24 protein-coding genes are annotated in these 24,370 nt (G+C 54.9%); 8 read left to right on the top strand and 16 right to left on the bottom strand.

The features are described 5' to 3' along the window. Positions 1 to 248 precede the first annotated feature (248 nt). The gene (locus tag C7476_RS25265) at positions 249 to 1,682 is read right to left on the bottom strand and encodes an aldehyde dehydrogenase family protein (RefSeq protein ID WP_114432693.1); all 1,434 of its coding nucleotides are present in this window, start codon (positions 1,680 to 1,682) and stop codon (positions 249 to 251) included. 163 nt (positions 1,683 to 1,845) lie between these two features. Between C7476_RS25265 and C7476_RS25260 the strand changes: the two genes are divergently transcribed. Both C7476_RS25260 and C7476_RS25255 read left to right on the top strand, forming a co-directional pair. Beyond that, on the top strand, positions 1,846 to 2,613 hold the full coding sequence (locus C7476_RS25260) for an SDR family oxidoreductase (RefSeq protein ID WP_114432692.1): 768 nt from the start codon (positions 1,846 to 1,848) through the stop codon (positions 2,611 to 2,613). Further along, on the top strand, positions 2,610 to 3,110 hold the full coding sequence (locus C7476_RS25255; RefSeq protein WP_114432691.1) for a gluconokinase: 501 nt from the start codon (positions 2,610 to 2,612) through the stop codon (positions 3,108 to 3,110). The genes C7476_RS25260 and C7476_RS25255 overlap by 4 nt, the downstream gene beginning before the upstream one ends. A 3-nt stretch (positions 3,111 to 3,113) precedes the next feature. Here C7476_RS25255 and C7476_RS25250 read toward each other — a convergent pair whose 3' ends face one another. From C7476_RS25250 to C7476_RS25225, 6 genes are all read right to left on the bottom strand, one after another. Further along, complete coding sequence (locus C7476_RS25250; protein WP_181872602.1) at positions 3,114 to 3,878, bottom strand: class II aldolase/adducin family protein; 765 nt, start codon at positions 3,876 to 3,878, stop codon at positions 3,114 to 3,116. A gap of 34 nt (positions 3,879 to 3,912) precedes the next feature. After that, a complete protein-coding gene (locus C7476_RS25245; RefSeq protein WP_114432689.1) occupies positions 3,913 to 4,719 on the bottom strand; it encodes an ABC transporter permease in 807 nt (268 codons plus the stop codon). Beyond that, on the bottom strand, positions 4,716 to 5,567 hold the full coding sequence (locus C7476_RS25240; protein ID WP_114432688.1) for an ABC transporter ATP-binding protein: 852 nt from the start codon (positions 5,565 to 5,567) through the stop codon (positions 4,716 to 4,718). Before C7476_RS25240 ends, C7476_RS25245 begins: the two co-directional genes overlap by 4 nt. Positions 5,568 to 5,575: 8 nt before the next feature. Then, positions 5,576 to 6,622 carry an ABC transporter substrate-binding protein gene (locus tag C7476_RS25235; RefSeq protein ID WP_181872601.1) on the bottom strand — a complete coding sequence of 349 codons (1,047 nt, stop codon included), beginning with the start codon at positions 6,620 to 6,622 and terminating at the stop codon, positions 5,576 to 5,578. A gap of 40 nt (positions 6,623 to 6,662) precedes the next feature. Further along, positions 6,663 to 7,706: an ABC transporter substrate-binding protein gene (locus C7476_RS25230; protein WP_210207821.1), complete on the bottom strand. Its 1,044-nt coding sequence runs from the start codon at positions 7,704 to 7,706 to the stop codon at positions 6,663 to 6,665. 135 nt (positions 7,707 to 7,841) lie between these two features. Further along, the gene (locus C7476_RS25225) at positions 7,842 to 8,855 is read right to left on the bottom strand and encodes an amidohydrolase family protein (RefSeq protein ID WP_114432685.1); all 1,014 of its coding nucleotides are present in this window, start codon (positions 8,853 to 8,855) and stop codon (positions 7,842 to 7,844) included. A gap of 107 nt (positions 8,856 to 8,962) precedes the next feature. Here C7476_RS25225 and C7476_RS25220 point away from each other — a divergent pair, with 107 nt between their 5' ends. Beyond that, complete coding sequence (locus tag C7476_RS25220; RefSeq protein ID WP_114432684.1) at positions 8,963 to 9,895, top strand: LysR family transcriptional regulator; 933 nt, start codon at positions 8,963 to 8,965, stop codon at positions 9,893 to 9,895. A gap of 59 nt (positions 9,896 to 9,954) precedes the next feature. Here the strand turns inward: C7476_RS25220 and C7476_RS25215 are convergent, their stop codons facing one another. After that, positions 9,955 to 10,944 (bottom strand): ABC transporter substrate-binding protein, encoded by a 990-nt coding sequence (locus C7476_RS25215; RefSeq protein WP_114432683.1) that lies wholly within the window; start codon positions 10,942 to 10,944, stop codon positions 9,955 to 9,957. Positions 10,945 to 11,206: 262 nt separating this feature from the next. Between C7476_RS25215 and C7476_RS25210 the strand changes: the two genes are divergently transcribed. Both C7476_RS25210 and C7476_RS25205 read left to right on the top strand, forming a co-directional pair. Beyond that, positions 11,207 to 12,820 carry an FAD-dependent monooxygenase gene (locus C7476_RS25210; RefSeq protein WP_114432682.1) on the top strand — a complete coding sequence of 538 codons (1,614 nt, stop codon included), beginning with the start codon at positions 11,207 to 11,209 and terminating at the stop codon, positions 12,818 to 12,820. Positions 12,821 to 12,916: 96 nt separating this feature from the next. Then, positions 12,917 to 13,666 carry an IclR family transcriptional regulator gene (locus C7476_RS25205; RefSeq protein ID WP_147274736.1) on the top strand — a complete coding sequence of 250 codons (750 nt, stop codon included), beginning with the start codon at positions 12,917 to 12,919 and terminating at the stop codon, positions 13,664 to 13,666. A 41-nt stretch (positions 13,667 to 13,707) separates the two neighbouring features. On the opposite strand, the gene C7476_RS25200 is transcribed toward C7476_RS25205, so the two are convergent. From C7476_RS25200 to C7476_RS25190, 3 genes are read right to left on the bottom strand one after another with little or no spacing between them, the layout of a single operon-like run. After that, positions 13,708 to 14,805 (bottom strand): ABC transporter ATP-binding protein, encoded by a 1,098-nt coding sequence (locus C7476_RS25200; protein ID WP_114432680.1) that lies wholly within the window; start codon positions 14,803 to 14,805, stop codon positions 13,708 to 13,710. 18 nt (positions 14,806 to 14,823) lie between these two features. After that, positions 14,824 to 16,575, bottom strand: a complete 1,752-nt coding sequence (locus C7476_RS25195) for an ABC transporter permease (RefSeq protein ID WP_114432679.1) — start codon at positions 16,573 to 16,575, stop codon at positions 14,824 to 14,826. Between the two features lie 55 nt (positions 16,576 to 16,630). Then, the gene (locus C7476_RS25190) at positions 16,631 to 17,623 is read right to left on the bottom strand and encodes a substrate-binding domain-containing protein (RefSeq protein ID WP_114432678.1); all 993 of its coding nucleotides are present in this window, start codon (positions 17,621 to 17,623) and stop codon (positions 16,631 to 16,633) included. A 290-nt stretch (positions 17,624 to 17,913) separates the two neighbouring features. On the opposite strand from C7476_RS25190, the gene C7476_RS25185 reads away from it, so the two are divergent. Next, the gene (locus C7476_RS25185; protein WP_210207820.1) at positions 17,914 to 18,966 is read left to right on the top strand and encodes an ABC transporter substrate-binding protein; all 1,053 of its coding nucleotides are present in this window, start codon (positions 17,914 to 17,916) and stop codon (positions 18,964 to 18,966) included. Positions 18,967 to 18,984: 18 nt separating this feature from the next. Here the strand turns inward: C7476_RS25185 and C7476_RS25180 are convergent, their stop codons facing one another. The 5 genes from C7476_RS25180 to C7476_RS25165 all read right to left on the bottom strand — a co-directional run bounded on the left by C7476_RS25180 (position 18,985) and on the right by C7476_RS25165 (position 22,507). Further along, on the bottom strand, positions 18,985 to 19,941 hold the full coding sequence (locus tag C7476_RS25180; RefSeq protein WP_281032746.1) for a LysR family transcriptional regulator: 957 nt from the start codon (positions 19,939 to 19,941) through the stop codon (positions 18,985 to 18,987). A 29-nt stretch (positions 19,942 to 19,970) separates the two neighbouring features. Next, on the bottom strand, positions 19,971 to 20,669 hold the full coding sequence (locus C7476_RS25175) for a class II aldolase/adducin family protein (RefSeq protein WP_114432675.1): 699 nt from the start codon (positions 20,667 to 20,669) through the stop codon (positions 19,971 to 19,973). A gap of 85 nt (positions 20,670 to 20,754) precedes the next feature. Beyond that, complete coding sequence (locus C7476_RS28575; protein WP_210207819.1) at positions 20,755 to 21,003, bottom strand: 2Fe-2S iron-sulfur cluster-binding protein; 249 nt, start codon at positions 21,001 to 21,003, stop codon at positions 20,755 to 20,757. Next, positions 20,973 to 21,701, bottom strand: coding sequence for a ferredoxin reductase (locus C7476_RS25170; protein WP_210207818.1), 729 nt, complete (start codon positions 21,699 to 21,701; stop codon positions 20,973 to 20,975). The genes C7476_RS28575 and C7476_RS25170 overlap by 31 nt, the downstream gene beginning before the upstream one ends. A gap of 62 nt (positions 21,702 to 21,763) precedes the next feature. Next, positions 21,764 to 22,507, bottom strand: a complete 744-nt coding sequence (locus C7476_RS25165) for an IclR family transcriptional regulator (RefSeq protein ID WP_114432674.1) — start codon at positions 22,505 to 22,507, stop codon at positions 21,764 to 21,766. 177 nt (positions 22,508 to 22,684) lie between these two features. Between C7476_RS25165 and C7476_RS25160 the strand changes: the two genes are divergently transcribed. Both C7476_RS25160 and C7476_RS25155 read left to right on the top strand, forming a co-directional pair. Then, entirely contained in the window at positions 22,685 to 24,031 is a 1,347-nt protein-coding gene (locus C7476_RS25160; protein WP_114432694.1) for a Rieske 2Fe-2S domain-containing protein, read from the top strand. Between the two features lie 69 nt (positions 24,032 to 24,100). Continuing rightward, positions 24,101 to 24,313: a hypothetical protein gene (locus tag C7476_RS25155; protein WP_114432673.1), complete on the top strand. Its 213-nt coding sequence runs from the start codon at positions 24,101 to 24,103 to the stop codon at positions 24,311 to 24,313. Positions 24,314 to 24,370: the final 57 nt, after the last annotated feature.

The following is a 24,370-nucleotide window of genomic DNA, read 5'->3' as shown; positions in this document are numbered from 1 at the left end:
CCTAAGGGCAACTTATGGGCGCATTCGGCAACCGCCAGCGGCGCCCCGCCCTCGTTGTGCCGGTATATAGACCCCACCCTATAAAACTGTCAACACACCAAATCACAAAAATTCCAAACTTCACAAATCGAACAACACATCCTGGGGATAAACCTTGAGGATGAGCGATTAGGTTCAAGAAAAATGGGCGCCTGCCCACGCAACGCCCATAAAAATAAAATTGTCGTAAATCGAAATCGAAGGCTTGTTTACGCGAGTGTGTAGGCCGTCTTTACGATCGTATAGAACTCCGCAGCATATTTGCCCTGCTCCCGGGGACCATAGCTTGATCCCTTGCGTCCGCCAAAGGGCACGTGGAAATCAACGCCCGCTGTCGGAAGATTCACCATGACCATTCCAGCTTCGGCATTCCGCTTGAAATGCGTTGCATATTTCAGACTGGTAGTGGCAATACCGGAAGAAAGACCGAATGGCGTGTCATTGGCGGTGTGTAGCGCTTCTTCGTAGTTCTTGACGCGGATCACACTGGCCACAGGCCCGAAAATCTCCTCGCGCGAAATACGCATCTGGTTGGTAGCTTCGGTAAAGAGCGCCGGCTGCAGATAGAAACCGGGATTATCGCGGGTCAACCGCTCGCCGCCAAAGGCGAGCTTCGCACCCTCTTTCTGACCAATGGCGATATAGTCCTCATCCTGCTTGAGCTGGCTTGCATCGACAACGGGGCCAATATGCGTGCCCGCCTTCAAGGCATCATCGACTACGACGCTCTTCAGGCGTTCGGTTATCGCCGCAACGAATCGGTCATGAATGCCCTCGGTAACTATGATGCGTGACGAGGCCGTGCACCGTTGGCCTGTCGAGAAGAAGCCGCTGTTGACCGCCGCTTCCACAGCAACAGTCAAATCGGCATCATCCAGAACTACAAACGGATTCTTGCCACCCATTTCCAGCTGGAACTTGCGCATGTGTTCCACTGACGCCGCAGCAACCCTCTTGCCCGTACCCACCGATCCGGTGAACGTAATGGCGTTGACGTCCGCGCTATCGAGAATCGTCTGACCAACGACCGAACCTTTGCCCATCACGAGGTTGAGAACGCCCTTCGGCAATCCAGCGCGATGGAGGATATCGACGATTGCCCAGGAACAGCCAGGCACGAGTTCAGCCGGCTTGAAAACCACTGTGTTGCCATAGGCGAGTGCCGGAGCGATCTTCCATGCCGGGATCGCAATTGGAAAATTCCATGGGGTGATGATGCCCACCACACCCACCGGCTCGCGTGTTATTTCGACGCCGATGTTCGGGCGGGCGCTCGGAAGAACTTCACCGGCAAGCCGTAGGACCTCCCCCGCGAAGAAATCGAATATCTGGGCCGCGCGGAGCGTCTCGCCGATGCCTTCCGGCAAGGTCTTGCCTTCCTCGCGTGACAGCAGTCTGCCTAGCTCATCCTTGCGGGCTGTGATCTCGTCAGCTGTCTTGCGGAGAATGGCGTGGCGTTCGAGGATGCCGGAGCGCGACCATGCGGGGAAGGCCGCTTTTGCAGCTGCGATTGCGCTCAGAGTATCTTCGGCTGTAGCGCGTGCGTATTGACCCACAACGTCATTGGTGTTCGACGGATTGATATTGGGAATGGCGTCGCCACCGGCCCATTCGCCGTTGATCAGATTCTGGTGCAATGTCATGATTTTTCTCTCGCTCTGTTTGGCCGAACCAATACCATAGGACTAGAGTGATTCAACGCGAAATTCCCGCCTCTCGCTTTTTTGATATCCGCAAACAAGCTCGAACGGATCAAGTTTGCCCATAAAATGATGCCGATCAATCGAACTTCAGGTAAAGAATATAATGTCCTATCCACTATTTAGCCTCGAAGGGCGACTGGCTCTGATCACCGGGTCAAGCCAAGGCATCGGTCTTGCACTCGCCAAAGGATTGGCCGCGCATGGGGCTGCGGTGGTAATAAATGGTCGGGACGGGGCAAAAGTGGACGCGGCGGTCGCCGAGTTAAGAGAGGACGGCTACACCGTACATGGTTCTGACTTCGACGTCACTGATCTGCAAGCGGTCAAGGCGGGTGTCGACAAAATCGAGGCCGAAATCGGTGCGATTGAGATTCTTTTCAATAATGCAGGGATGCAGTTTAGAGCACCGCTTGAAGACTTCCCTGAGGACAAATGGCAGCAATTACTGCAGACCAATATCTCAAGCGTCTTTTATACGGGCCAAAGCGTCGCAAAGCATATGATCAAGCGCGGACGAGGCAAGATCATCAACATTGCTTCGGTGCAAAGCGAACTCGCCCGTCCCTCGATCGCTCCCTATACTGCAACGAAAGGTGCCGTCCGCAACCTCACCCGTGGCATGTGCACCGACTGGGCAAAGTACGGTCTGCAAGTCAATGCGATCGCACCCGGCTATTTCAAGACACCGCTCAATCAGGCGTTGGTCGACAATCCCGACTTTTCATCCTGGCTGGAGAAGCGCACTCCAGCAGGACGTTGGGGCAATGTCGAGGAACTGGTGGGCGCGGCTGTATTCCTCGCCAGTGACGCTTCTACGTTCGTCAATGGCCAAATTATCCACATCGACGGCGGAATTACAGCGTCGCTATGATCCGGCTTGTTGTCATGGGAGTCAGCGGTTCCGGCAAATCCTCCGTCGGACGGTCCATAGCGGCAGGTCTGGAGTTGCCATTCGTTGAGGGTGATACGCTTCATCCTCCAGTCAATGTAGAGAAAATGGCATCGGGCATTCCGCTCACCGACGAAGACCGCTGGCCATGGCTCGACAAGATCGGCGCTGAATTGGCGGAAGCCCAAAAAGGTGTCGTTGTTTCCTGTTCTGCCCTGAAAAAATCCTATCGAGACCGGTTAAGGCAGGAAGCAGGCGGGCCACTCGGCTTCATCTTTCTCGACGGAAGTTTAGAGGTTTTGCGTGATCATATGAGCAAGCGAACGGGGCACTTCATGCCCCTGTCCATGCTTGATAGCCAACTCGCAACGCTCGAACCGCCAACCGGAGAGCCATTTGTGTTGCGACAGAACGTTGAGCATCCAGTCGATGAGATCGTATCAGCGAGCGTCGATTGGGTGGGAACACAACCTTGGTAACAATCAACCACGCGGATCAGTGCGTGAAAAGCCCTCGCCGAACTCCCGGCTGCCCGGGACATAGGGGCGACCCACGCGATTGCACCAGTTCTCCCAACCGCGCTCAAATGTGTAGCCTGCCCTTCCGCGCTTGATTGCTGCAATCTCGCCCACCGAGAGATATTCCACATCGCCCATGGCCATGGCCTTCATCTGCATGTCCGCGTTGAGTTCCATATAAACGGAGGTGAACACGACCTCGCGAAGGGAACGGGCCGCCACGGTGCTGCCGTGCCCTCTCATCAGTGTCACGGTCCGATCGCCGAGACAGGCTGCAAGATCGCGCCCCATTGCGAGGTCGGTCACCAGAAGATTGGTGCAATCGCCGAACCTGGTTCGAATATCCCATGTTGGAATGTCATCGCCGATGGGCGCGCACATATGCATGAGCGGACGAAGCTTTTTGCTTGTCACGGTAAAGGGTATAACGCTGGGACTGTGGTTATGCACAACGGCATTGATCTCCGGCCTGGCTTCATAGATGCCTGCGTGAATAAAGCGCTCGGAATATGGTTTGCCGGGTTCGGTTCCGACGCTCTGGCCTTCAAGCGTGAATTCCATGATGTCCGCAGCTTCGACGATTGCAGGGGCTCGCGCTCGCGACAGGAAAAAGCGTTCGGGATTTTCAGGATTCCGAATGCTCACATGACCAAACGAATCCAATACATTCTCATTTGCAAGGATATGATTGGCCGTGACCAGTTCCTCGATAAGGGCGTGCCGATCCATGATCTTTCCTTCTTCCATGCTGTGGGCGGGCGACTTAGCGCTTCCAGGGGACGAGACGTTTTTCGATCTCGTTAAGCACCAATGTCAAAACGAAACCGATGATCGCGATCACGAAGAGACCGACATACATCTGTTCGACGGAGAACGTTTCCCAGGCTGCCCAGATCATGTAGCCGAGGCCGCTTTTTGCACCCATCATTTCTGCGATTGCAATCAGAACCAAGCCCATGCCAACGCCGAGCTTTATCCCGGTCATGATCACTGGCAGCGCTCCTGGTAGAGCGATTGTCCGGAAGGTGTCCCAACGGCTGGCTTTGAAATTGCGTCCGACATCCAGATAAATCTTGTTGATCTCGCGCACACCGGCCGTTGCATTGATCGCGACGGGGAAGAACACACCTACGGCTACCATGAATATCTTGGAGCCCTCTCCCAGCCCAAAGATCAACAGCGCCAGGGGCAAAATGGAGCTTTTCGGAATTGGATAAGTGGCGGAAATCAACGGGTCGAAGATAGCCCGCACCGGCCGGCTGAGCCCCATGATTATCCCGAGAATGAGCGCGGGGATACCACCCACCAGAAAGCCGATAAACAGCCGTTGCAGGCTGGCAGCAGTGTGTTGCCAGAGCTCGCCGGTACTGCTCAGCGTGACAAGCGTTTCAAAGATGCTCGAGGGCGCTGGAAAGAACCGCGTGTCGATCAAGCCTGTTCGCGCTGCTATCTCCCATACTAGCAGGAGAAGAACTGGCGACGCTACGCTGATGACGCGATCACGGGTGTTTTCGCTGAGTTTCCAGGATCGGGTCGGGCGGACCGTATCTGCTTCGATATGAGCGCTCATTTTCGCACTCCTTTTGCTTCATCGAGTTCGCGTGCCCGTTGAACTTCTTCACGCAGGCTCGACCATATCTGATGCACCAGTTTGCCAAATTCGGGATTCTGTTGAAGTTCCAGAACATCACGCGGACGCGCGAGCGAGACTGGAACCACCGTTTTGACGCGTCCGGGTTGCGCGGTCATAACCATGATGCGGTCGCCAAGCTTCACCGCCTCATCCACATCATGCGTGATGAAAAGAACGGTCTTTTTGTTCTCCTCCCAGATACGCAGCAATTCTTCCTGAAGCAGCAATTTGTTCTGCGCGTCCAAAGCCGAAAATGGCTCGTCCATGAGCAATATCTCAGGATCGTTGGCGAAGGCACGGGCAATCGAGACACGCTGTTTCATCCCGCCTGAAAGTTGATGCGGATAGGCGTCCGCAAATTTCAACAAGCCAGTCCGGTCCAGATAGTGGCCAACCACTTCCTTGATCTGGGCTTGCGGCGCCCGGCGCATCTTCAATCCGTAGGCGGCATTGTCCCACACGGTCATCCACGGAAAGATCGAGTCGCCCTGGAAAACCATCGAGTTGACTGGCCGCTGCGATCCTGCCTCGACACTTACGTCGATGCTGCCGTCGGTTGGTGCTTCCAGACCCGCGAGGATGCGCAACAAAGTTGTCTTTCCGCAGCCCGATGGGCCGACGATCATAAAGAATTCTCCGCGAGCAATATCGATGGTGACATTGTCTACGGCCGTGAAAGACCCGAACCTTTTACTCAGGCCTTTGATCCGGATTGCAGGCCGTTCTTGAGACTCCGTTGCAACATCGTCTCGCACAGTCGCTTTCTTGGCCAATGCTTGAATCATCCTTATTCCTACCCTGGGTTCTTTTGCGCTGATCCGAGTTCCTTGAGTGCCTCTTCGACGAATGAATTGTCGATGATCTTGTCAGGGGTAACGCCCCCTTTGATCAGGCCTTGATCTTTGAAGAACTGCCAATCCTTCTGGATGCTCTCGCTATTGACCCGGCCATCGATGTTCACAGCGGGAAGTTTGATACTCCGCAAGAGCTTTTCATCCTTCGTGCCGGAGTACTTCATGATCAAGGCTACGATCTCATCGGACCCCGGGCCATCGAGGCGCCCCTCAGGACCGAAAGCGCTTCGGAAATCACGAATCGCCCGGATATACGCCTTGGCAAACCGCACACCGACATCCTTGCGCGTGCTGGCAAAGTTTTCGCTGAACATCAGCTCGCCGATTTGGGCATTGGGATAATATGTGTCGGTCGGGGCCAGCAAGACGCCGAGATTCTGGTTCAGCATCGGAGTGAGATAAGGCTCGGTCGCTATCACGGCATCCACCGCCTTGCTTGCCAATGCGGCCGCTTGCTGGGGGAAAGGCAGATACACGACTTCCACGTCCCTATACGCCAGGCCAGCACTCTTCATTGCTTCGTTGAGGATGGACTCAGTGCTGCTGCCGCGGGCGACGATAGCGATTTTCCGTCCCTTCAGATCAGCGATCGACGTGACCTCGGTGCCCGCAAGATCTTTTCGCACGACGATGCCATGGAAGCCGAAACCAGGGGCGACCGATGTACGATCCGCAATGATCCGGATCGCTATGTCACGTTCGATGGCATTGAACAGTCCTGCCGATACCGCCCCGCCGGCGACATCGATCTGCCCGGTGCCGAGCGGAGCGATGGCTTTGGCTGCAGAGTCGAAGAAGGTATAGGCCGGTTCGATGCCCTCCTCTTCGAAATATCCCTTGCCCTGCGCAACATTCAGAATGAATTCGCCGGTCGAGGCAACGGTCCCTACTTTGACGACGTCCGCACCCCAGGCTGCGCCAGCCGACAAGAAAATCATCAGCAATGAGCAAACGAGCAAGCTAGTGCGGTTAACTTTTTCAGTCATTTTGAAACCTCCCATCTCCTAATGTCGCGCGAACTCGATCTCAGTGAGCCGCCTTGTACGGACCAAGTTCGCTGGCAGCCTCATTGACGAAGCTTAGATCGACCACTTGATCGACTTGGACATTGCCGTTGATCTGTTTTTGCTCCTTGAAGAAGGTCCAATCCTTCTTCAGGCTATCGACATTGACAGACCCATTCGGATCGACGGCATGGGCCGTCATTTTCCGGATAACGGCAGGATCTTTGACGGTGGAATACTTCGCCATGATGGCCACAACGTCTTCACCGTTCTTGCCTGCGATTTTACCGTTGGCCAACGCGTCATTGTAGTAGCGAATAGCTTGGACGTAAGCCTTCATGAAGCGCTTGGCGACGTCTGGTTTACCCTCTGCGAAGGCCTGACCGTAAAGAATAACCGCAGTTTGAGCGTTCGGATAAAACGTATCATTGCTCGTCAACTGTACGGCTGTCCCAGCGGCTAGAATTGCCGATACAGTAGGCTCGGTTGTTATGCTCGCATCGATAGCGCCGTTTTGATAAGCGACGAACTGTTGAGGGAACCCCAGATAAACCTTGTCCACGTCGCCATATCCGAGGCCGGCACTTTTCAGTCCTTCGTTCAAAACGGATGCATCACTGCTGGCCTGCGCAACGGTTGCAACTTTGCGACCCTTGAGATCGGCGATCGTTTTGACAGACCCGTCATCAACGAGCGCTTTGCGTACGAGGAACGATTGAAAGCCGAAACCGGGTGCATTGCGTGCCTTGTCCGCGACTATCTTCAGACCGACGCCGCGCTCGATGGCGTTGTAGAGACCCGAGGACGCCGCTCCACCACCGACATCGAGCTGCCCCGCACCCAAAGGTGCGATCATCTTTGCCGCGGAATCGAAAGCCACAAAATTTGGAGTGATATCCTCTTCCTTGAAGAAACCCTTGGCGTCAGCAATAAACAGCGCAATGTCGCTGCTCGCATTCGTAAGGCCGATGGATACGCTGTCGGCTGCAAATGACTGGGAGGAACTGGTCATCAGGCCGCCGGCCAGTGCCAGCGAATAGAAGATACGCATCCGTGATCTCAACACCGGTCTCCTCCTGTCTGCAATTAACCTTCTGCCTCGCTACCAGCGAAGGCGGGTTATGGTTGTGGCCAGCTTAGAGACGCCGGTAGATGGCCACAAATAGAGTTTTTGGTAGGGTCGTATAAGTGAAACTTATATCTAGCCCTTGAGACCAAATAGCGCCTCAGCATTGCGGAAGCAGATTTTCTCCATATCCTCCTTGCTGAGATCCAGCGAATTGAGAATCCGCAGCGTATCGCGGATATAGCCCGGCCCCTTTTCGGGATCGAAGGGCGAATCCGAGGCGAAGAGCACGCGGTCGCTTCCATAAAATTCCAAGCCGCACAGCGTCGCCGCCTTGGAGCCGAAAACGGCGGTATCGGCGTAGAAGTCCTTGAAATAGTCAAGGGGACGTTTCTTCAGACGTTTGAGCACAAGGGTAAGATCCTCATCGCTCGTCCGCTTGCCAAGCTGGTCCCAACCGGGTCCAACGCGGCCTTCAAAAAATGGCACCATCGCTCCCATGTGATGGGCTACGACCTTGAGCTCGGGCAGACGGTCCATGAAGCCGGAAAATACCAGACGAGCCATCGCGGCACTGGTCTCGTAAGGCCAGCCAAATGTCCACCAGATCTCATATTTCGACTTGGTCTCTGTCGCATAGTCGGGCATGGAAGCGTTGCGCGAAGGATGCAGCAATACGGGTTTGCCGTGCTTCGCGCAAACTTCGAAAATCTGGAAGAAACGTTCTTCGTCGAGTGGCGCGCCGTTGACGTTGGAATGTATCTGCACACCGTTCGCGCCGAGTTCCGTAAACGACCGCTCTGCTTCGCGGGCCGCAGCCTCCGGCGTGTCCATCGGCAATGCAGCGACAAAGCCTGCGAAGCGATCAGGGTATTTGCTGACGAGTTCGGCTTGGCCGTCATTGCCAATCCGCGCCAGGTCCAATGCCGTCTGGCCATCGCCCATCGCTTCCAGCGGCGGCATTCCGAGTGAAATGATCTGCGTATAATTTTCGAATTCGTCCATTACCCGGAAACGCGTATCGAGATCATAGATGCATGGGACGCCTTGCATCCGCTTGCCGATGTCCTTGCCAGCGCCCTCAAGGGACTGAATGCGCTCCCAAAGAGCTTTCGGGAAGAAATGATTGAACGCGTCGATGTATTGCATAGGAAACTCCTCGATATGGTGGAGTCACACTAGAAACTCTGTTGGTTAGGGACTAATACCGTTTGCTTAAGCGTGTTATAAGTAACGCTTATAGCGCAGGAAATGGCATGAACCTTCGTCAGCTTCGGTACTTTATTACAGTCGCACGCCTTGGCAGTTTCACTGCGGCGGCCCGAATTCTCAACGTGTCTCAACCTGCACTCGGATATCAGTTAAAGCTCCTGGAGGACGAGCTCGGCGTGATCTTGCTCAAACGGCACTCTCGTGGCGTGCGTACTACGGAAGCAGGGCGCACTCTGATTGAGACGGGGACCAGGGCACTGGAGGCCTTCGCGGAAGCAGAGCGCTCGGTCGCGCATTTTGGCAAGCCCAACAGCAAGCGCATCTCATTGGGTGTTGCACCAACACCCGGCCGTGCGCTGCTGCCCAAACTGTTGCCGCTGGCGACAGGAGCCGGAGATGTTCTGCACATTGTTGTTCAGCAGGGAATGAGCGACGAGCTCATCGATGCCATGACACGGGAGGAACTGGATGCGGCGCTGTGCTACGACCCGCCGGATTTACCGCATATTCGCGTCGTTCCTCTCTATAAGGAATACCTCTATCTTGTCGGCTCGAACGGCGTGGCATCCAACACGGACAACACCGTGCCATTCGACAGGCTGTCGGAGTTTCCCTTGGTGCTTGACGGAAAGGTCCGACCGATCAGACGGCTGATTGATGAGATCGCCACAAGCCGGCAGACCAAGCTGGACCTGATCGAGGTGGAACCTGCCAATGTGAAGCGCGAAATCATCATGCATCACGGCCGCAGCACCATCGTGCCATACGGCCTGTTTCTGGATGAGATCCGTGAACAGCGTGTCACGGCGCGCCGCATCACGGACCCTCAACTGGAGCGGACCGTCGCACTGGTCCTTCATCAATCATTGTCTGCGAACACAGCTCACTTGCTTGAGGCGCTTATCCGCCCGCTTGTTATGCGAATTATTGAGGGCGGCGAACTCGGCTGGCGAAATCCAGACCTACCGCTAATATAAATCGCATATTATGAGAATATTCTGGACCAGGAGCGATGTTTAACGGGGCGTCGACCCTATTAGACCCGATATTTCTCGCCGCGCTTTCGGCCTTGCCCGACATCGAGGAACAATTCCTCCAAGCGGATCTCACGGTCGATCAAACCTTGCTGATGAGCATAGCCAATAACGGTTTCGAGATTGTGCCGGTTGCGCTCGCCGAGGCCATAAGCCCAAGGATCGTCACCAAGAATGTCAATCTGCTCCTCCCAAGCCTCGCGATACCATGCCAGAGGGACAACACGCGGATTTTCCATCCTCTGCATGGCAAGTCGCTTGGCCTCGTTGAAGGCCTGAAACAGGTTGATTGGCACCCAAGGGTGACGCTCGACAATTTCTGGTCGTATTCCCATGACATGCATGATCGGGAAAATACTGGTTCTTTTGTAATACGAGATCTCGTCCTGCTTGTAGTCAGAGAAGAGACGCCCTACCCGCGGATCCTTCTCAACGATGGCGTCTATCAGATCCGGATGCAGCAATGCATCGATTTCACCATCAAGTAGCATTTTTTCGACGGATTTATCATCAGGCAGGCGGGTCAACTTCAAGCCTGCGGGCGGTGTGAAATCAACATCCTCGTCGAGTTCAGCAAACCATTCGATCGATTGGTGAGGCACACCATATTCGCTCTCAAGAATGCCGCGCAGCCACAACGTCGCCGTTACCAGATAATTCTTGACCCCCACACGCCTGCCGATCAGGTCCTTCGGTTCGCGAATGCCGCTCTTGCTGTTGACGAAGATAAAGCCGTGCCTGAAACGACGATGGAGGAAGACCGGAATTGCATTGAACGGCAGATTGCGGCCGCGGGCGGTGATGTAAGATGAAAGGGAAACCTCTGCGACATCGAATTCGCCATTTCGGAGAAAGCGCCAGTGGCGCGTCGTCGAATCCATTTCCGTCAATATCGTCAGTTCTATGCCATCTGGCTTGACCTGACCTTCCCGCAACGCCCTGACGATCTCATAGTCACCACATGCCAGGGTCAACTCGACCTTTTTTGTCACTCTTTATCCTCCGCAACTGCGTTTGTATCACCCGCTCCAAGCAGGTGTCATCCATGAATCAATTCAGTCAAAGGCGGGTCGCACGCTTTGCAACATGAAATTTTATCCCACATTACGAGATTTTTGTAAATTAGCGATTGACGGGAAATTCCACCTGACGATAAAAAGCATGGTGAGCAGCGTGACGATGTCGTTGGCAGCTTACCCGTTCAATTCTCGCCGGCGCTCGCGAACGTTCCGGCGATAACATGAGTGACCTGACATGACAGATACAGATGTCCTTATCGTTGGCGCCGGCCCGGTCGGCCTTACCTTGGCCATCGACCTCGGCCAGCGCGGCGTGAAATGCACGCTTATCGAGCAAAAGGAAGCACCTCAGTTTCTGCCGAAAATGGAACGATGCAACGCGCGGACGATGGAAATTTTTCGCAGGATGGGCCTCTCGCAAAAGATACGAGCAGCGGGTCTGGACGCTGATGTACCCATGGACGTGTTTATCGTTCTCGCGATGGACAAGCCTCCGCTGCTGCAACTGCCTTATCCATCTGTCGCGGAGTCACTTGAGCAGATAGAGAAAAGTCCGGATGCCAGCTTGCCGCTCGAAGCCTATCAGCTCATCTCACAATACACGCTCGAACCTCTGCTGAAATCCGTAGCCGAAACGCTCCCGTCAGTGACTGTGCGCTATGGATGCGAATTCATATCCTGCGAGCAGGACGATGAAGGTGTGACGGCAAAAACTGTCGATTTGAGCGGCAACATCGAGCAGATACGCGCGAAATACCTCGTCGGCTGTGACGGAGGAACCAGCCCGGTGCGCAAGCAGCTTGGAATCAAGCTGCGCGGCGAAGGCAATCTCCTGCACTTGCGCCAGGCACTCTATTATAGCGAAGATCTATATGATCGCATTCCAATCGCCGGCGGTCCGGGGAAAGGCCGTCATTATCACGTCGCCGACGGACAGGCGACCTTCCTTATCATGCAGGATTCCACCAAGCACTGGACGTTGCATGCCGTTGTCGAACGCGATGAAGACATGGCGCAGCAGTTCGAAAAGGCAGTCGGTGTGCCGGTCAACTACGAAATGCTTTACGTCGGCCAGTGGAAACAAAACCTCCTGCTCGCGGATCGCTATGGTGCGGGGAGGATATTCCTCGCTGGCGACTCTGCTCATCTCGTCATTCCTACAGGGGGCCTTGGCATGAACACCGGTGTCGGTGATGCTGTCGATCTAAGTTGGAAACTCGCGGCGACCCTGCAGGGCTGGGGCGGCCCCAACCTGCTCCGTTCTTACGAAATCGAACGCCGGCAGATCGGTGACCGGAACGTCGGCGCATCGCGCTACGCATCGCAAGGACGCCGTAAATGGCGCTCGCAATACCGCCCGGACATTACCGACGATACGCCGGAAGGCCAGCACACACGTGATAGCCTGACCCGCGTCGCCGATGTCGAACAGCGCAAGACCAATGAAATGATCGGGGCTGAACTCGGATACCGCTATGTCGGTTCGCCCGTCATATGGGATGAGCCCGGTGGGCCTGAGCATCTCTTCCGCGAGTACAACCCCACCACGTGGCCGGGAGCCCGCTTGCCGCACATCTGGATCAATGAAGGTGACGCAGTTCAGGATCGCATCGGCCGAGGCTATACACTTCTGCGGCTCGGCGGATCCTCGGCAGAAACAAGCGCCCTGCAGCAGAACTTCAAATCGCTCGGCGCACCGTTTGAAATCCTCGATATAACGGCCGGCAAAGCCCGTGACATCTATGGATATGATCTCATTCTGGTAAGGCCAGACATGCATGTCGTGTGGCGTGGCAATCGCCTACCAGACGATATTGCAGGCTTGGCGGCCTTGGCGACAGGACATTGACATCAATTTGATGGAGTTGTGTTCCCTTTAACCCCGGTCTAAATCTCGGCTGTTGGTGAGCCACAAGGTTGATTCCACTGCATCAAGGAGAAGTCTTTGCAGAGTCACGAGCGTATGCTGGGAATTCTCGATCTCTTCGACAGCGACGAGAATTATGTGGCGCTGACTTTCGATGAAATACACGCTCGCGTCGGCTATACGCGCTCCACGCTCTATCGTTATCTGAAAGCGTTGACCGACGCCGGCCTCCTCTCTTCCCTGCCCGGTCTTGGCTATGTGCTCGGCTCGCGCATCATTGAACTCGACTACAAGATCAGGTCGGGCGATCCGCTGATCCGTGCCGCACGTCCGGTCATGGAAGAGATTGCCAGCCAGTTTTCCGGTATTGCCCTGCTATGCCGGAAGTACCGTGAACATGTCCTGTGTATCCATCAGGAACGCGGCACTGAAACTTTGCAGAGTAACTACGATCGAGGACGCGTCCGCCCGCTGCTTCTCGGCGCCGCCTCAGTTGCGATTCTTGCCTATATTCCAGCGTATCAGCTAAGTAGGCTCTACAATCGAATTCCGGAGGAATTTGATGCGGCGGGCTTTGGCAAATCGCTTGCTGAAGTCAAAGCAAACCTGAAAGTGCATCGCCAGCAGGGTTGGGTTGTCACGACTGGGGAAGTTACACCGGGAGTAGCTGGTATTGCGGCCCCCGTCTTCGATGGTGAGCATGACGTTCTCGGCAGTCTCAGCCTCACGGTGCGCGAGTCCCAGATGACGCCGGACAAGGTGCAGCGGATAGCCGAACAAGTCGTGCTGTGCGCCCGTATAATTTCAAACGCTGTAGCACAAAATTAGAAGGCGGTCGCGCTGTCGCGACGACTGCCTTTGCCATATCCTCAAGCTGCGAGAACCGTACACTTCTCAGGATCTATCGCAATATGTATCTGTTCTCCCACCAGCGTGCGAACCGAAGGGTGGGCCCGCGCCAGAAGCTGTGTTTCGTTCACGTCGATCTTGAAATCCTGGCATTCACCGAGAAACACCTTGGCTCTCACGGTACCGACAAACAGCGAGTTCGACGATGGTGCGGGGGCGGTGTCGGACAGATGTACATCCTCCGGCCGTATCGACAATGATACATTGGCGCCGATCGAAATTCCGGGTTGCGCATTAACGTTAAGCTGGCCAATTCGGGTGTCTACGACCAGCCGGTCGTCCGCACCGCCGCGTACAGTACCCTCGACAAAATTAGTGGTGCCGATGAAATCAGCGACAAAGGTATTTGCCGGGCGCTCGTAAATATCGCGCGGCGATCCAATCTGGACGATCTTGCCTTCATTCATGACGGCAATTTCGTGGGAAAGCGCCAGTGCTTCGCTCTGATCGTGCGTAACGTAGATCGTGGTTAGACCAAGCTCGCGCTGCATCTTCTTCAGCTCGAACCGCATTTTGTCGCGTAGCTTAGCATCGAGATTCGACAGAGGCTCATCGAGTAGCAGCAATCTTGGTTCCATGACGAGTGCGCGTGCCAGTGCAAGCCGCTGTTGCTGGCCACCTGACAATCGTGTGGCCTCGCGCTCCTCGACATGATCGAGAGAGACCGCGGCCAATACTTTCATGACCTTGTCGCGGATATCCTTGCTGGAGAGGCGCTTTTTCTGCACCTGCAACGGAAAAGCCGCATTCTGGAAGACCGTCATATGCGGCCAGATGGCATAGGACTGAAAGACCATGCCGAATTGCCGATGGTTCGGTGCTACGAAGATATTGCCGGCCGAGGAGTAGACCACCGTATCATGGGCCTTGATGACACCCTTTGAAGGACGCTCAAGCCCCGCAATTGACCGCAAGGTCGTGGTCTTGCCGCAACCACTCGGTCCAAGCAGAGTAAAGAGCCGCCCGGTCGGAACAGAGAAATTTATATTGCTGGCGGCAAGTACGGGCTTGGCGCCCGGCGCCTGATAGGTCGTGCTGAGATTTTCAACTGATAACATGGTTTCCTCCCAATTATATCAAACGTCCTTGACGCCGAAGCGCTTCGACAGTGTTTGCACGACCATCAGGAAGCCAAAGAGCGCGGTAATCATCATGACGCCGAAGGCCGACAGCTCGATATACTGGCCGTTCTGCCAGAACTCCCAGATCATAATCGAGATGACTTCATTGCCTGGGCTGTAGAGCAGGATCGAGCTGGACAATTCGCGCACCGATACGACAATGATGTATATCCAGCCCGCCATCAGGCCCGGCTTCAACAGCGGAAGAACGATCCGCCGGAAGATCGTAAACCACGAGGCGCCGCTCATGGCTGCGGATTCTTCCAGTTCCTTGTGAATCTGGATCATTGAGGTGCTGTTATAGCGCATGCCATAAGGCAGGAACTTGATGACGTAAGCCATCAGCATGATCCACAACGTGCCATAGATGCCGATGTCGAAGTTGAGATAAAAGATCATCAGCGAAAGACCGAGGACGATACCGGGAAACACCAGCGGCAATGATGCCAGCATGTCGAGTACCCAGCGACCGGGGATCTTTGTCTTGATGGTGATCCAGCAGATGACCGAGGTCAAAAGCATCACGACCGTAGCACCGCCGATAGCAAGCTTCGCGCTATTCCAGACCACGCCGTAGAAGCCGGGATACGCCAGCACCTCGCCATAGGCGGCAAAGGAAAGGTTGTGCAATGCCGCCCATGATGGCGCCGCATAGTATTTTTGCAGCGAGGCCCACAGAAGCACCAGAAATGGCAGAGCGACCACAAAGATGCAGTAGAGAATGAAAATGCCGGCTGTGGCGTAACGCCAGCGGCCAATATCCGACACACGTGGCCGAAACCCCTTGCCGGTGACGGTGGAAAACCTCGAACCTTGGCTGGACAGTCGCGATTGATAATAGATGCCAAGCGAGGTGATCAGCAACAGCGCCATCGCATACGCGGAAGCAAGACCGATATCGCTTGGATAGCTATGGACTGCGTCATAGATCGCGGACGTATAAACGCGCAGTCCGACAGGTAAACCAAGTAGCGCCGGTACTTCGAACGACTCGATGCCCCTGACAAACAGAATGAGAAACGCCGCAAGGATTGCCGGCCAGGCCAATTTGAGTGTGATCTTGAAAGCCACCTGTATGACGGAAGCACCGCTCATCAAGGCAGACTCTTCAAGCGACGGATCCATCGATCTGAATGCGGCCGTGACCAGAAGAAAAGCGATCGGCGCATAATGCAGGCCATCAACCCATATCATGCCCGTCAGCGAATAGATGTTGAACAGCGGTGTCGCGAGGCCAAACCAGTCTCTGAATATCTGATTGAAGATCCCGATCTGCGGGCTTGCGAGCATAATCCAGGAAACGGTGAACAGAATGCCGGGAATAATCAGAGGAACAATCGACATTGCGAAGAACAGGGATTTGAACGGCGTATTGGTACGCTCATTGACCCAGGCAAAAAATGTTCCGAGTACGAGCGCGAATGCAGCCGTTCCGAATGCGAACTTCAACGAGTTGAACATAAGTCCGAGTGAATCGGTCGTGCCGAATGCCGTGGCATAATTCTCAAGCGTAAAAACGGCAGGAACCTGGGCGGTCGACGTCGACGCGAAACTCTGCCAGATCAAGAAACCAAGTGGAATGAGCGCGAGCCAGGCAACAACGCTAATGCATAATCCGATGACCACCCATTTCATGTCGAATGAACGGCCCCAGCCTTGCACAAGCGAGGTATGAACGGTGCTACCGTCGGGTGTCGTTACTGCCATTGGTTCCTCCCTGTTGTGCGGTCGCTTGGCACGACTCTTCTTTTTACGATTTAGATCAAATCACGAAAGCCTCGAGCGTTTCAGGCGCGAACAATTCCTCGGCCTTTAATTGACGGCGCGAAAGGCCTTGTTCGTATGAATATCTGAGGAAGACGTCCAAGGTCTTCTTGTTCTTATCGAAGCCATTGGGCCAGAAATCTGCACCCATCTCGCTCTCAGTCTCTTCGTAGTGAGCAACGGCCCAAGGTAACATTGTCTTTAGAGCCGCCGTTTCCTGAAGATCGCGATAGGTCTTTTGTTGAGATGCATTGAGCGCTTTGAAGATGGATTGGGCAACCCAGCGGTTCTTTTCATATACCTCACGTCGGATCACAAAGGTGTGCATGATCGGGAAAATTCCGGTACGGGAAAAGTACTCGCGTTCGACACTGACATAATTGTCGAAGAGACGCTTCACGGTTCCGTTTTTCCCCTCAAAGGTTGAGGGCTTCCGAGCCGTATAAAGTGCATCGATCTCACCGTCTCGAAGCATGGCCGCAAGAGTCTGCCCCGGGCCGATCGGTTCGACCTTGATATTATCCGGCAGCGAGAGTTTCAGCTTTTCAGTGCGATTGGGCGATTCCTCGCCGCCCGTCCGATAGGTGACGCTATCCACCGGCACACCGAATTCGTCAGAGAGTATGCCCCGGATCCAGGCTGGCGCCGTCATCTGATATTCCGGGCAGCCTACGCGTTTCCCGATGAGATCCCTCGGTTCGCGAATATTGGAATTGGCGTTGACGTAGATCGACGAGTGCCGAAAAAATCGCGACGGAAAGAAGGGTATGGCAATAAACGGCCGCTCCTCCTTGAACAGCGAAACCACGTAGGAGGAAAGTGACATCTCGGCGACATCAAACTCCTTGTACCGGAGCATACGAAAGAAGGTTTCCTCGACGGGGAGGCTAAGGCAAGTCAGATCGATACCATCGGGACGGATCGACCCGTCCATCACACTGCGTGTACGATCGTAATCCCAACAGCCCATCGTCAAACGCAGATTGCTCATGCCAGTTCCTACCGTGTTTCCTGTTGCTCACGTCGACGTTGCGACCGGTCCGCTTTTTAGCTGGCGTAGATCAACACACTCTCTCTATCCAAGAGTTTTTTCATGGGAGAGCTCGCAGCTTTTTGATGTTCAAGCTGCCGTCTGTCGCGTGTACAGTCAGGAAGACTGGCAGGTAAATATTCGCCTTGAGCGAGACCGCCCTGAAAATTCAGTCATAAAATTCAAGCTGCCGACTATCCAGTGGAGGAGCCGGTTGGTCAGCTTGCGGGGAAAATTTGGAGGAGGAAACCATGAATTTACAACGCCGCCTATTGATGCTCGCGGGCGCTGCAGCCTTCGCGCTTTCGGCATTTGGCGTGCCAGTCTTTGCAGCCGACAATGCCTTGCTCGTTTCCAAGGACGCTGGCCGCGGGGACAAACTCGTCGAAGCCGCAAAAGCAGAAGGTACGCTGACGCTTTATACGTCAATTGCGCAGAACGATCTGCAGCCACTGATCAGCCCTTTCGAGGAGAAATATGGCATCAAGGTCGTTCCTTGGCGTGCGAGCGGCGACACGGTGTTGCAGCGTGTCATCCAGGAGCAGAGGGCCGGCCGCAATACAGTTGATTCAGTCCACATCAGCGTACCCGAAATGGAAGCACTGCACCGTGAGGGTATGTTTCAGCCAGTCGAATCTCCCTATTTTGCCGATCTGCTGCCAGGGACGGTACCTGAGCACAAGGAGTGGGTGAGCACGCTTTTGTCGGTGTTCGTACAAGGCTACAATACCAACCTCGTCAAGAAGGAAGAACTTCCAAAAACTTATGAAGATCTTCTCGACCCGAAGTGGAAGGGGAAGCTCGGCTTCGAAGTGGAAGACATCGACTGGTTCACGACGGTCGTTCAGAATATGGGCGAAGAAAAGGGCTTGAAATATTTTCGCGATCTTGTTGCCGGCAACGGCTTGTCAATTCGCAAGGGTCACTCTCTGTTGAACACACTCGTCGCAGCGGGCGAAGTGCCGATAGGACTTACGCTCTATAACTATATGCCTGAACAGGCAAAGAAAGACGGAGCTCCCATCGACTGGTTTGCACTTGAACCCGCGATCGCACGTGCCAACGGAATCGGAGTCATCAAGACCGCTCCTCACCCCAACGCTGCAGCACTTTTCGAAGAATATATGTTGACGGAAGGTCAGCCGATCCTGAAGCAATTGAACTACGTCCCAACCTCAACGAAAGTCGAATCACCTTTGAAAGGCATTGCGCTCAAGATTGCTGATCCGGTGGAGAAACTCGACAACTCAAAGAAATGGGAACCGCTTTACCAGAAAATCGTCGTCCGCGGAGAGGCAGACTGATGAATTGGCCGCTTTCGACTATTCGAGGGCGGCCGAAGATTGCCCCGCACTGCCGCAACGGCCAATAACCGTGGCGTGTGGCCCTATGCGATCAGCGAGCGTATCGACCAGCATGTCGATAAAATCGCGCAACGTGCCTTCTTGCTGAATCGCCATACGATTTGGTGATTCAGCAAGATAAAGCGTCCGGACCAACTCCGGTCCTTCGATGGTGTGTGCCTCGATCACACCTCTTGCGATTTCTTCGGCAGCGACGCCATATGGAACGATACTCGTCGCGACGCCCCGTTCAACCAGCGTTTTTATCGTCTCGAGCGACTGAATGGTGAAGCGCACATTGACGGGTACCGTTGATACCTTCGCTGCCCTGTGAACGGCTCGCCAAACATTGTCACGGTCGCTCGGAAGCGCCAAGTTCGAGGCCACGGCGTCTCTGAATTGCACTCCTCCTCGTGGGAAAGCGCTGCCGGGCGCAGTGATGAAAAACAGATCTTCCTTCATCAGGGCCGTCCGCATCGAGGTGATGCTTTCGGTGACGTCGTAGGCCAAAGCCAGATCGATCTCGTCCCGAAGCAGGAGATCGACAAGTACGAAGCTCAGTTCCTCGACAAGTCTTACCGATACGCCCGGGAGTTCAGACATGGCGGAGACGAGGAAATCAGCTCCGACAAGCCGCATGATGCTAGGTGTGACGCCAATAGAGATATTTTCGAGGGCGGCCATGCGAAACGCGGACACGTCCCTTTTGGCTTCTTCCACCAGGCGCATGATTGCAACGCCGCGATCGAACAGCAGGCGACCCGCTTCGGTCGTGGTTATCCCACGTGAATGGCGCACAAGAAGTTCAACGCCGAGCATGGTCTCGAGATTGCGGATCTGCAGACCAAGCGCGGTTTGAGAGACATTCAGGCGTTCAGCAGCTTTCGTCATATTGCCGGTTTCAACCGACTTGATGAAATTACTGAGCTGTTTCAGATTGATAGCGTCACCTCATCCAAATTTCTCTAAGCTGCCAAGCCGCGCTTTGCCTTTCGCGCGAGATAGTCGAAATTTACAATATATTGCTCGTGCCGGTCCAGAGTGCGGCACAATCTCTCGACATCGTCTTTGTCGAATTCTACGAGATCTCCTCCCAGAGACTGCAAAATGACCTGATCCTCACATGCGTTCTCAAGCATTATCGTACGAACGACAGCCTCTTCAATAGAATTTCCGGCCACTGCGACGCCATGGCCCCGCATCAGCACCGCCTTGTAGTTCCCCAGGGCCTGGGCGACACCCCGGCCGGCCTCCTGACTTCGTATCAAATTTATCGTGTCTTCATAGTAGCCGACACCGTCAAAGCTCGCACTTGGCTGCGAGCACGCCCGCCATGGTCTGCGCGTCGAGGACAAGGCAACGGCATATTTAGGATGTGCGTGAACGACCGAATTGAGATCGGGCCGGATTTTGAAGATCTCCGAATGGATAAATACTTCGCTATGCCGCTTCCCACCACCGCCGATTTTCTCACCCTCCAGATTGCAAATAACGATGTTTTCCATCGTTATCTCCTCAAACCCCAAGCTATGAGGCTTCATGAAGAATATCGAAGGATCGGACGGATCGCGCACGGAGACATGACCACGTGTGAAATCACCGAGGTTGTGCGCGTCAAGGATGAGGCCTGCCTCAATCAATCGTTGCTTCAGGTGGTCCACCATTTAATATGCTCCGTTCAAGTTGTGTACGAATTCCGGGCCGTTAGCCGGTTGCCAGCGGCAGGTATGTTGTTCAGCTGATGGAAGCCTAGAGGGCGAGGGTCAGCCGCGGTGTCTTGGAGCCGGAGCAACAGATCATCATGCCGCCTTCAGCTTTTTCCTCATCCGAGAGAAACATGTCGCGATGATCGGGCTCGCCCTCGACTACCTGCACTTGGCAAGCACCGCAGATGCCTTGCTCGCACGAAAAATCCACATCCAACCCGGCATCGCGCAGCACCTCAAGGATCGATTTTCCCTCAGGAATCACAAATTCGCGGCCCGATTTCTCGAGCATGACGACAAAGCCCCCCTCGCGCGAGACTTCTTCGACAGGAGCAAACCGCTCCAAATGAACATGGCCGGGATCACGTCTCTTGTATTCGCCTCAAATGCGTCCAGCATAGGCGCCGGGCCACAACAATAGAAATGCGAATTGGCAGGTGCGTGATCGATGAGGGCGCCCAGATCAAGAAAGTTTCCTGCTTCGACATCGATATGGATACGTGCCTCGGACAGTTTTTCGAGTTTCTCCAGAAAAGCAACATCGCGTCGGTCCCGGCACGCATAATGCAATTCAAAACTGCGGCCGAGTTCCTTCAGTCGCTCTGCCATGCACCAGATGGGGGTAATACCGATTCCCCCAGCGATGAGGACAGTATGTTCAGCGGTTTCCACCAATGGAAAATTGTTGCGGGGAACGCCAACCGTTAGAACCGATCCAACTTTTACCGAATCATGAAGGCAAGCTGAGCCACCACGGCCGGCGGCATCCCGTTTGACTCCAATCGTATAGCGATTGTCCGTACCCGAATGTACGAGCGAATAGGGTCGGATCATGCCATTCGGCAGATAAATGTCGATATGCGCTCCGGGTCCGGCCGCAGGGATAGCCTCGCCAGCGATAGGCTCGAACTCATAGAGGTTTGTCTCATGCGCCAGGTACTGAATCCCGGTCAGACGCATTGTGATCGTTTTGGTGGGAACGGCTTCCAATTTCTTCTCCCTTATCCCGACGGTGGTCCTCCCACTCCCGTCGTTGGCGGCCAGTTGCAGCCTCAGCCGTCAGACCGTCGCAGATTGATTTCATCAAGACGCGGCAGGCGCGGTTTAAGCGCCTCTGCAGATTCTTTCAGTAACTTGCGTGCCGAGTTGATCCGCTCGTCGGAGAAGCGGCTTATCAGGCCAGACACGGACAGGGATCCTATCAATTCGCCATGCCGGTTGACGATCGGCACTGCGACTGCGGCGAGATCCTCATCGCGTCCGCCCTTCGATACGATTGAACCGGTTTCCCGCAGTTCAACCGCTGGTTTGGAATCCGCCACAGTGCCGTACCAGGTCAAAAGCACGCCAGCGGCGCCTTGATCGAGTGGATGCCTGGTTCCCTCTTCCAGGTGATGCCGCGTGCTGCGTGGAGAATTCTCCCTGTAGAGACAGACACGTTCATCGCCGTCACGCACGTAAAACGAAGCGGTTTCCTGAGTGATCGTGGTCAGATGACGCAGCACCGGCCTGATAAGCGCTTCAAGCGTGAATTTCGAGCGGCTTAGTTCGCCGAGCCGGCGCAATTCGGGGCCAAGCAAATAACGCCCATCAGCGCCTTTATCCAGGAAACCCGTATGCAGAAGCGAAGCTGCCAACCGCAGAATCGTACTCTTGTACAGACCCGAACGCTGGGAAAGCACCGACAACGTCAGGGCCTCTCCCGGCTCTTCAAAACATTGCAGCAGCGCGATAGCCCGTTCGACTGCTTCAACGCGCGCTCTACCAACGTCCACTTCATCGCTCGATCCATCCATGACAATCACCCTAACATTCCAACGGCATTCTGTCCAGCAGAACATGATCCGCTTGACAGAACATTTATAATGATTACAAACTAGAGGCGAGAGGGTCGAACGTGGGCCGTCGTCCGGCATGCGAATTTCATGGCCCTGATTCGTGCTCTCGGGCTGCCGCAAACTTGGGAGAAGAAAATGCTCACGAAAGAACAGAACGAACGCTTGACCAGCGTTGGTCCCGGAACGCCAGGCGGCGAACTGATGCGGCGCTATTGGCTGCCGATCGCGCCTTTTGCTGAACTCCTGGAAAATCCGGTCAAGAAAGTACGCATTCTTGGCGAAGACCTCACACTGTATAAGGACAAGAGCGGCAATCTGGGTTTGATCGGCGATCGCTGCCTGCATCGCAATGTCGATATGAAGTTCGGCATTCCGGACGAGTGCGGATTGCGCTGTCCCTACCATGGCTGGCTTTACAACGAGACTGGCAACTGCGTCGAACGGCCAATGGAGGGCGCTCCGCAAGCCGAGATCAAACAGAAGCTCAAGGGTTACCCGGTGCGGGAACTTGGTGGCCTGGTCTTCGCTTATATGGGTCCGCTTCCGGCCCCGGACCTGCCCCGATGGGATCTGCTGGTATGGCCTAATGCCATTCGCCAGATTGGCATAAACATTATCGACTGCAACTGGCTACAGTGCCAGGAAAATACCGGCGATCCGACCCATAGCGCCTGGGCGCACGGTCACATGTTCGAATATGTACTTGAAAAGAAAGGGCAACTTGAGGACCGCAGCTCCGACAATATGCATACGCTGCATCAGCGCAAACGTGTGGGCGTCGGGATCAAAGAGATCTATGCCAATCAAACCGAGCATGGCTTCCGCAAAGGCATCCGCTATTCCAAGGCGCTTGGCGCGGATTCCGACAAAGATCAGGAGCACTCCACTGTCATTTTCCCGTTCTACACGCAGACGGGCAAGACCGGGGCGACGCGCAGCGAATATCAGATCCGCGTGCCTATCGATGACACGCACACCTATCACATCTGCTATCAGGCCTATTCAGCTCCGCCCGGAGTCGAGGCTCCCAAACAGGATGTCGTGCCATATTATATTCCGCCGACGCATGACGAGAAGGGTGAACCCATCCTCGACTACGTTCTCGCCCAGGATGCAATCGTCTGGGTTGCGCAAGGCCCTATAGCGGATCGCACCACGGAACTGCTTGGCCGTACCGACATTCCGATTGTGGTATTGCGCCGTCAGCTCGACGAGCAGATCAAACGCGTTGAACAAGGGTTGGAGCCGATGAACTTGTTCTGGAAGAGCCCGGATATGATTCACCCTACCGGCTCGCCACCCGACTATTCCAAGCCCGAGACGCTGATCAAACACGGCTTCCGCAGGTACTACCACAAGGGCTTTGCCAATGACGACGCCGACCGCTACGGTCCGTTGATTGAAACGGTCAAGGATCTGCATCGCAAGATCGAGGAATACGACATCAAGCGTGCCGGGCAAGCGGCGACCGAACACGCCTAGGCTATCGCGCCCGCGCCGCCAGACTTTAAAGATTGGCGGCGCGGCTTTTCGAGCTGGAGCAGGATTGAAATGCCAATTACACGCGAAGCCATCGAGGCTGTCCTCAAGGATCTGATCGATCAGGTACCGACGATGTCCGTCAGGTCGGTCACCTTGACGCCGTCGATGCCAGTCGAGGGACAAAACGTAGTTGCGCGCATCGATGTCTCGAAAAGCCGCCATGTCCTGTGCGAGATTACGCCCGGTGGCAGCCTCCAGTCGGCACGGGTCATAGAGAGCTGAACCTTCCGCAATAAAAGAATCCTAGACGGCTGTCGGGTCCCACCGGCTGTCGATGCA

This window comes from Phyllobacterium bourgognense, from assembly GCF_003337575.1.
Taxonomy (GTDB): domain Bacteria; phylum Pseudomonadota; class Alphaproteobacteria; order Rhizobiales; family Rhizobiaceae; genus Phyllobacterium; species Phyllobacterium bourgognense.
Note: the sequence above shows the minus strand (reverse complement) of the source record. Positions and strands in the feature narration are given on the sequence as shown.

Coding starts and splice junctions, on each gene's coding strand:
- C7476_RS25265 (WP_114432693.1), bottom strand. CDS start 1,682: ATGACATTGCACCAGAATCTGATCAACGGCGAATGGGCCGGTGGCGAC.
- C7476_RS25260 (WP_114432692.1), top strand. CDS start 1,846: ATGTCCTATCCACTATTTAGCCTCGAAGGGCGACTGGCTCTGATCACC.
- C7476_RS25255 (WP_114432691.1), top strand. CDS start 2,610: ATGATCCGGCTTGTTGTCATGGGAGTCAGCGGTTCCGGCAAATCCTCC.
- C7476_RS25250 (WP_181872602.1), bottom strand. CDS start 3,878: ATGGATCGGCACGCCCTTATCGAGGAACTGGTCACGGCCAATCATATC.
- C7476_RS25245 (WP_114432689.1), bottom strand. CDS start 4,719: ATGAGCGCTCATATCGAAGCAGATACGGTCCGCCCGACCCGATCCTGG.
- C7476_RS25240 (WP_114432688.1), bottom strand. CDS start 5,567: ATGATTCAAGCATTGGCCAAGAAAGCGACTGTGCGAGACGATGTTGCA.
- C7476_RS25235 (WP_181872601.1), bottom strand. CDS start 6,622: ATGACTGAAAAAGTTAACCGCACTAGCTTGCTCGTTTGCTCATTGCTG.
- C7476_RS25225 (WP_114432685.1), bottom strand. CDS start 8,855: ATGCAATACATCGACGCGTTCAATCATTTCTTCCCGAAAGCTCTTTGG.
- C7476_RS25220 (WP_114432684.1), top strand. CDS start 8,963: ATGAACCTTCGTCAGCTTCGGTACTTTATTACAGTCGCACGCCTTGGC.
- C7476_RS25210 (WP_114432682.1), top strand. CDS start 11,207: ATGACAGATACAGATGTCCTTATCGTTGGCGCCGGCCCGGTCGGCCTT.
- C7476_RS25200 (WP_114432680.1), bottom strand. CDS start 14,805: ATGTTATCAGTTGAAAATCTCAGCACGACCTATCAGGCGCCGGGCGCC.
- C7476_RS25195 (WP_114432679.1), bottom strand. CDS start 16,575: ATGGCAGTAACGACACCCGACGGTAGCACCGTTCATACCTCGCTTGTG.
- C7476_RS25190 (WP_114432678.1), bottom strand. CDS start 17,623: ATGAGCAATCTGCGTTTGACGATGGGCTGTTGGGATTACGATCGTACA.
- C7476_RS25185 (WP_210207820.1), top strand. CDS start 17,914: ATGAATTTACAACGCCGCCTATTGATGCTCGCGGGCGCTGCAGCCTTC.
- C7476_RS25175 (WP_114432675.1), bottom strand. CDS start 20,669: ATGGTGGACCACCTGAAGCAACGATTGATTGAGGCAGGCCTCATCCTT.
- C7476_RS28575 (WP_210207819.1), bottom strand. CDS start 21,003: ATGCTCGAGAAATCGGGCCGCGAATTTGTGATTCCTGAGGGAAAATCG.
- C7476_RS25165 (WP_114432674.1), bottom strand. CDS start 22,507: ATGGATGGATCGAGCGATGAAGTGGACGTTGGTAGAGCGCGCGTTGAA.
- C7476_RS25160 (WP_114432694.1), top strand. CDS start 22,685: ATGCTCACGAAAGAACAGAACGAACGCTTGACCAGCGTTGGTCCCGGA.
- C7476_RS25155 (WP_114432673.1), top strand. CDS start 24,101: ATGCCAATTACACGCGAAGCCATCGAGGCTGTCCTCAAGGATCTGATC.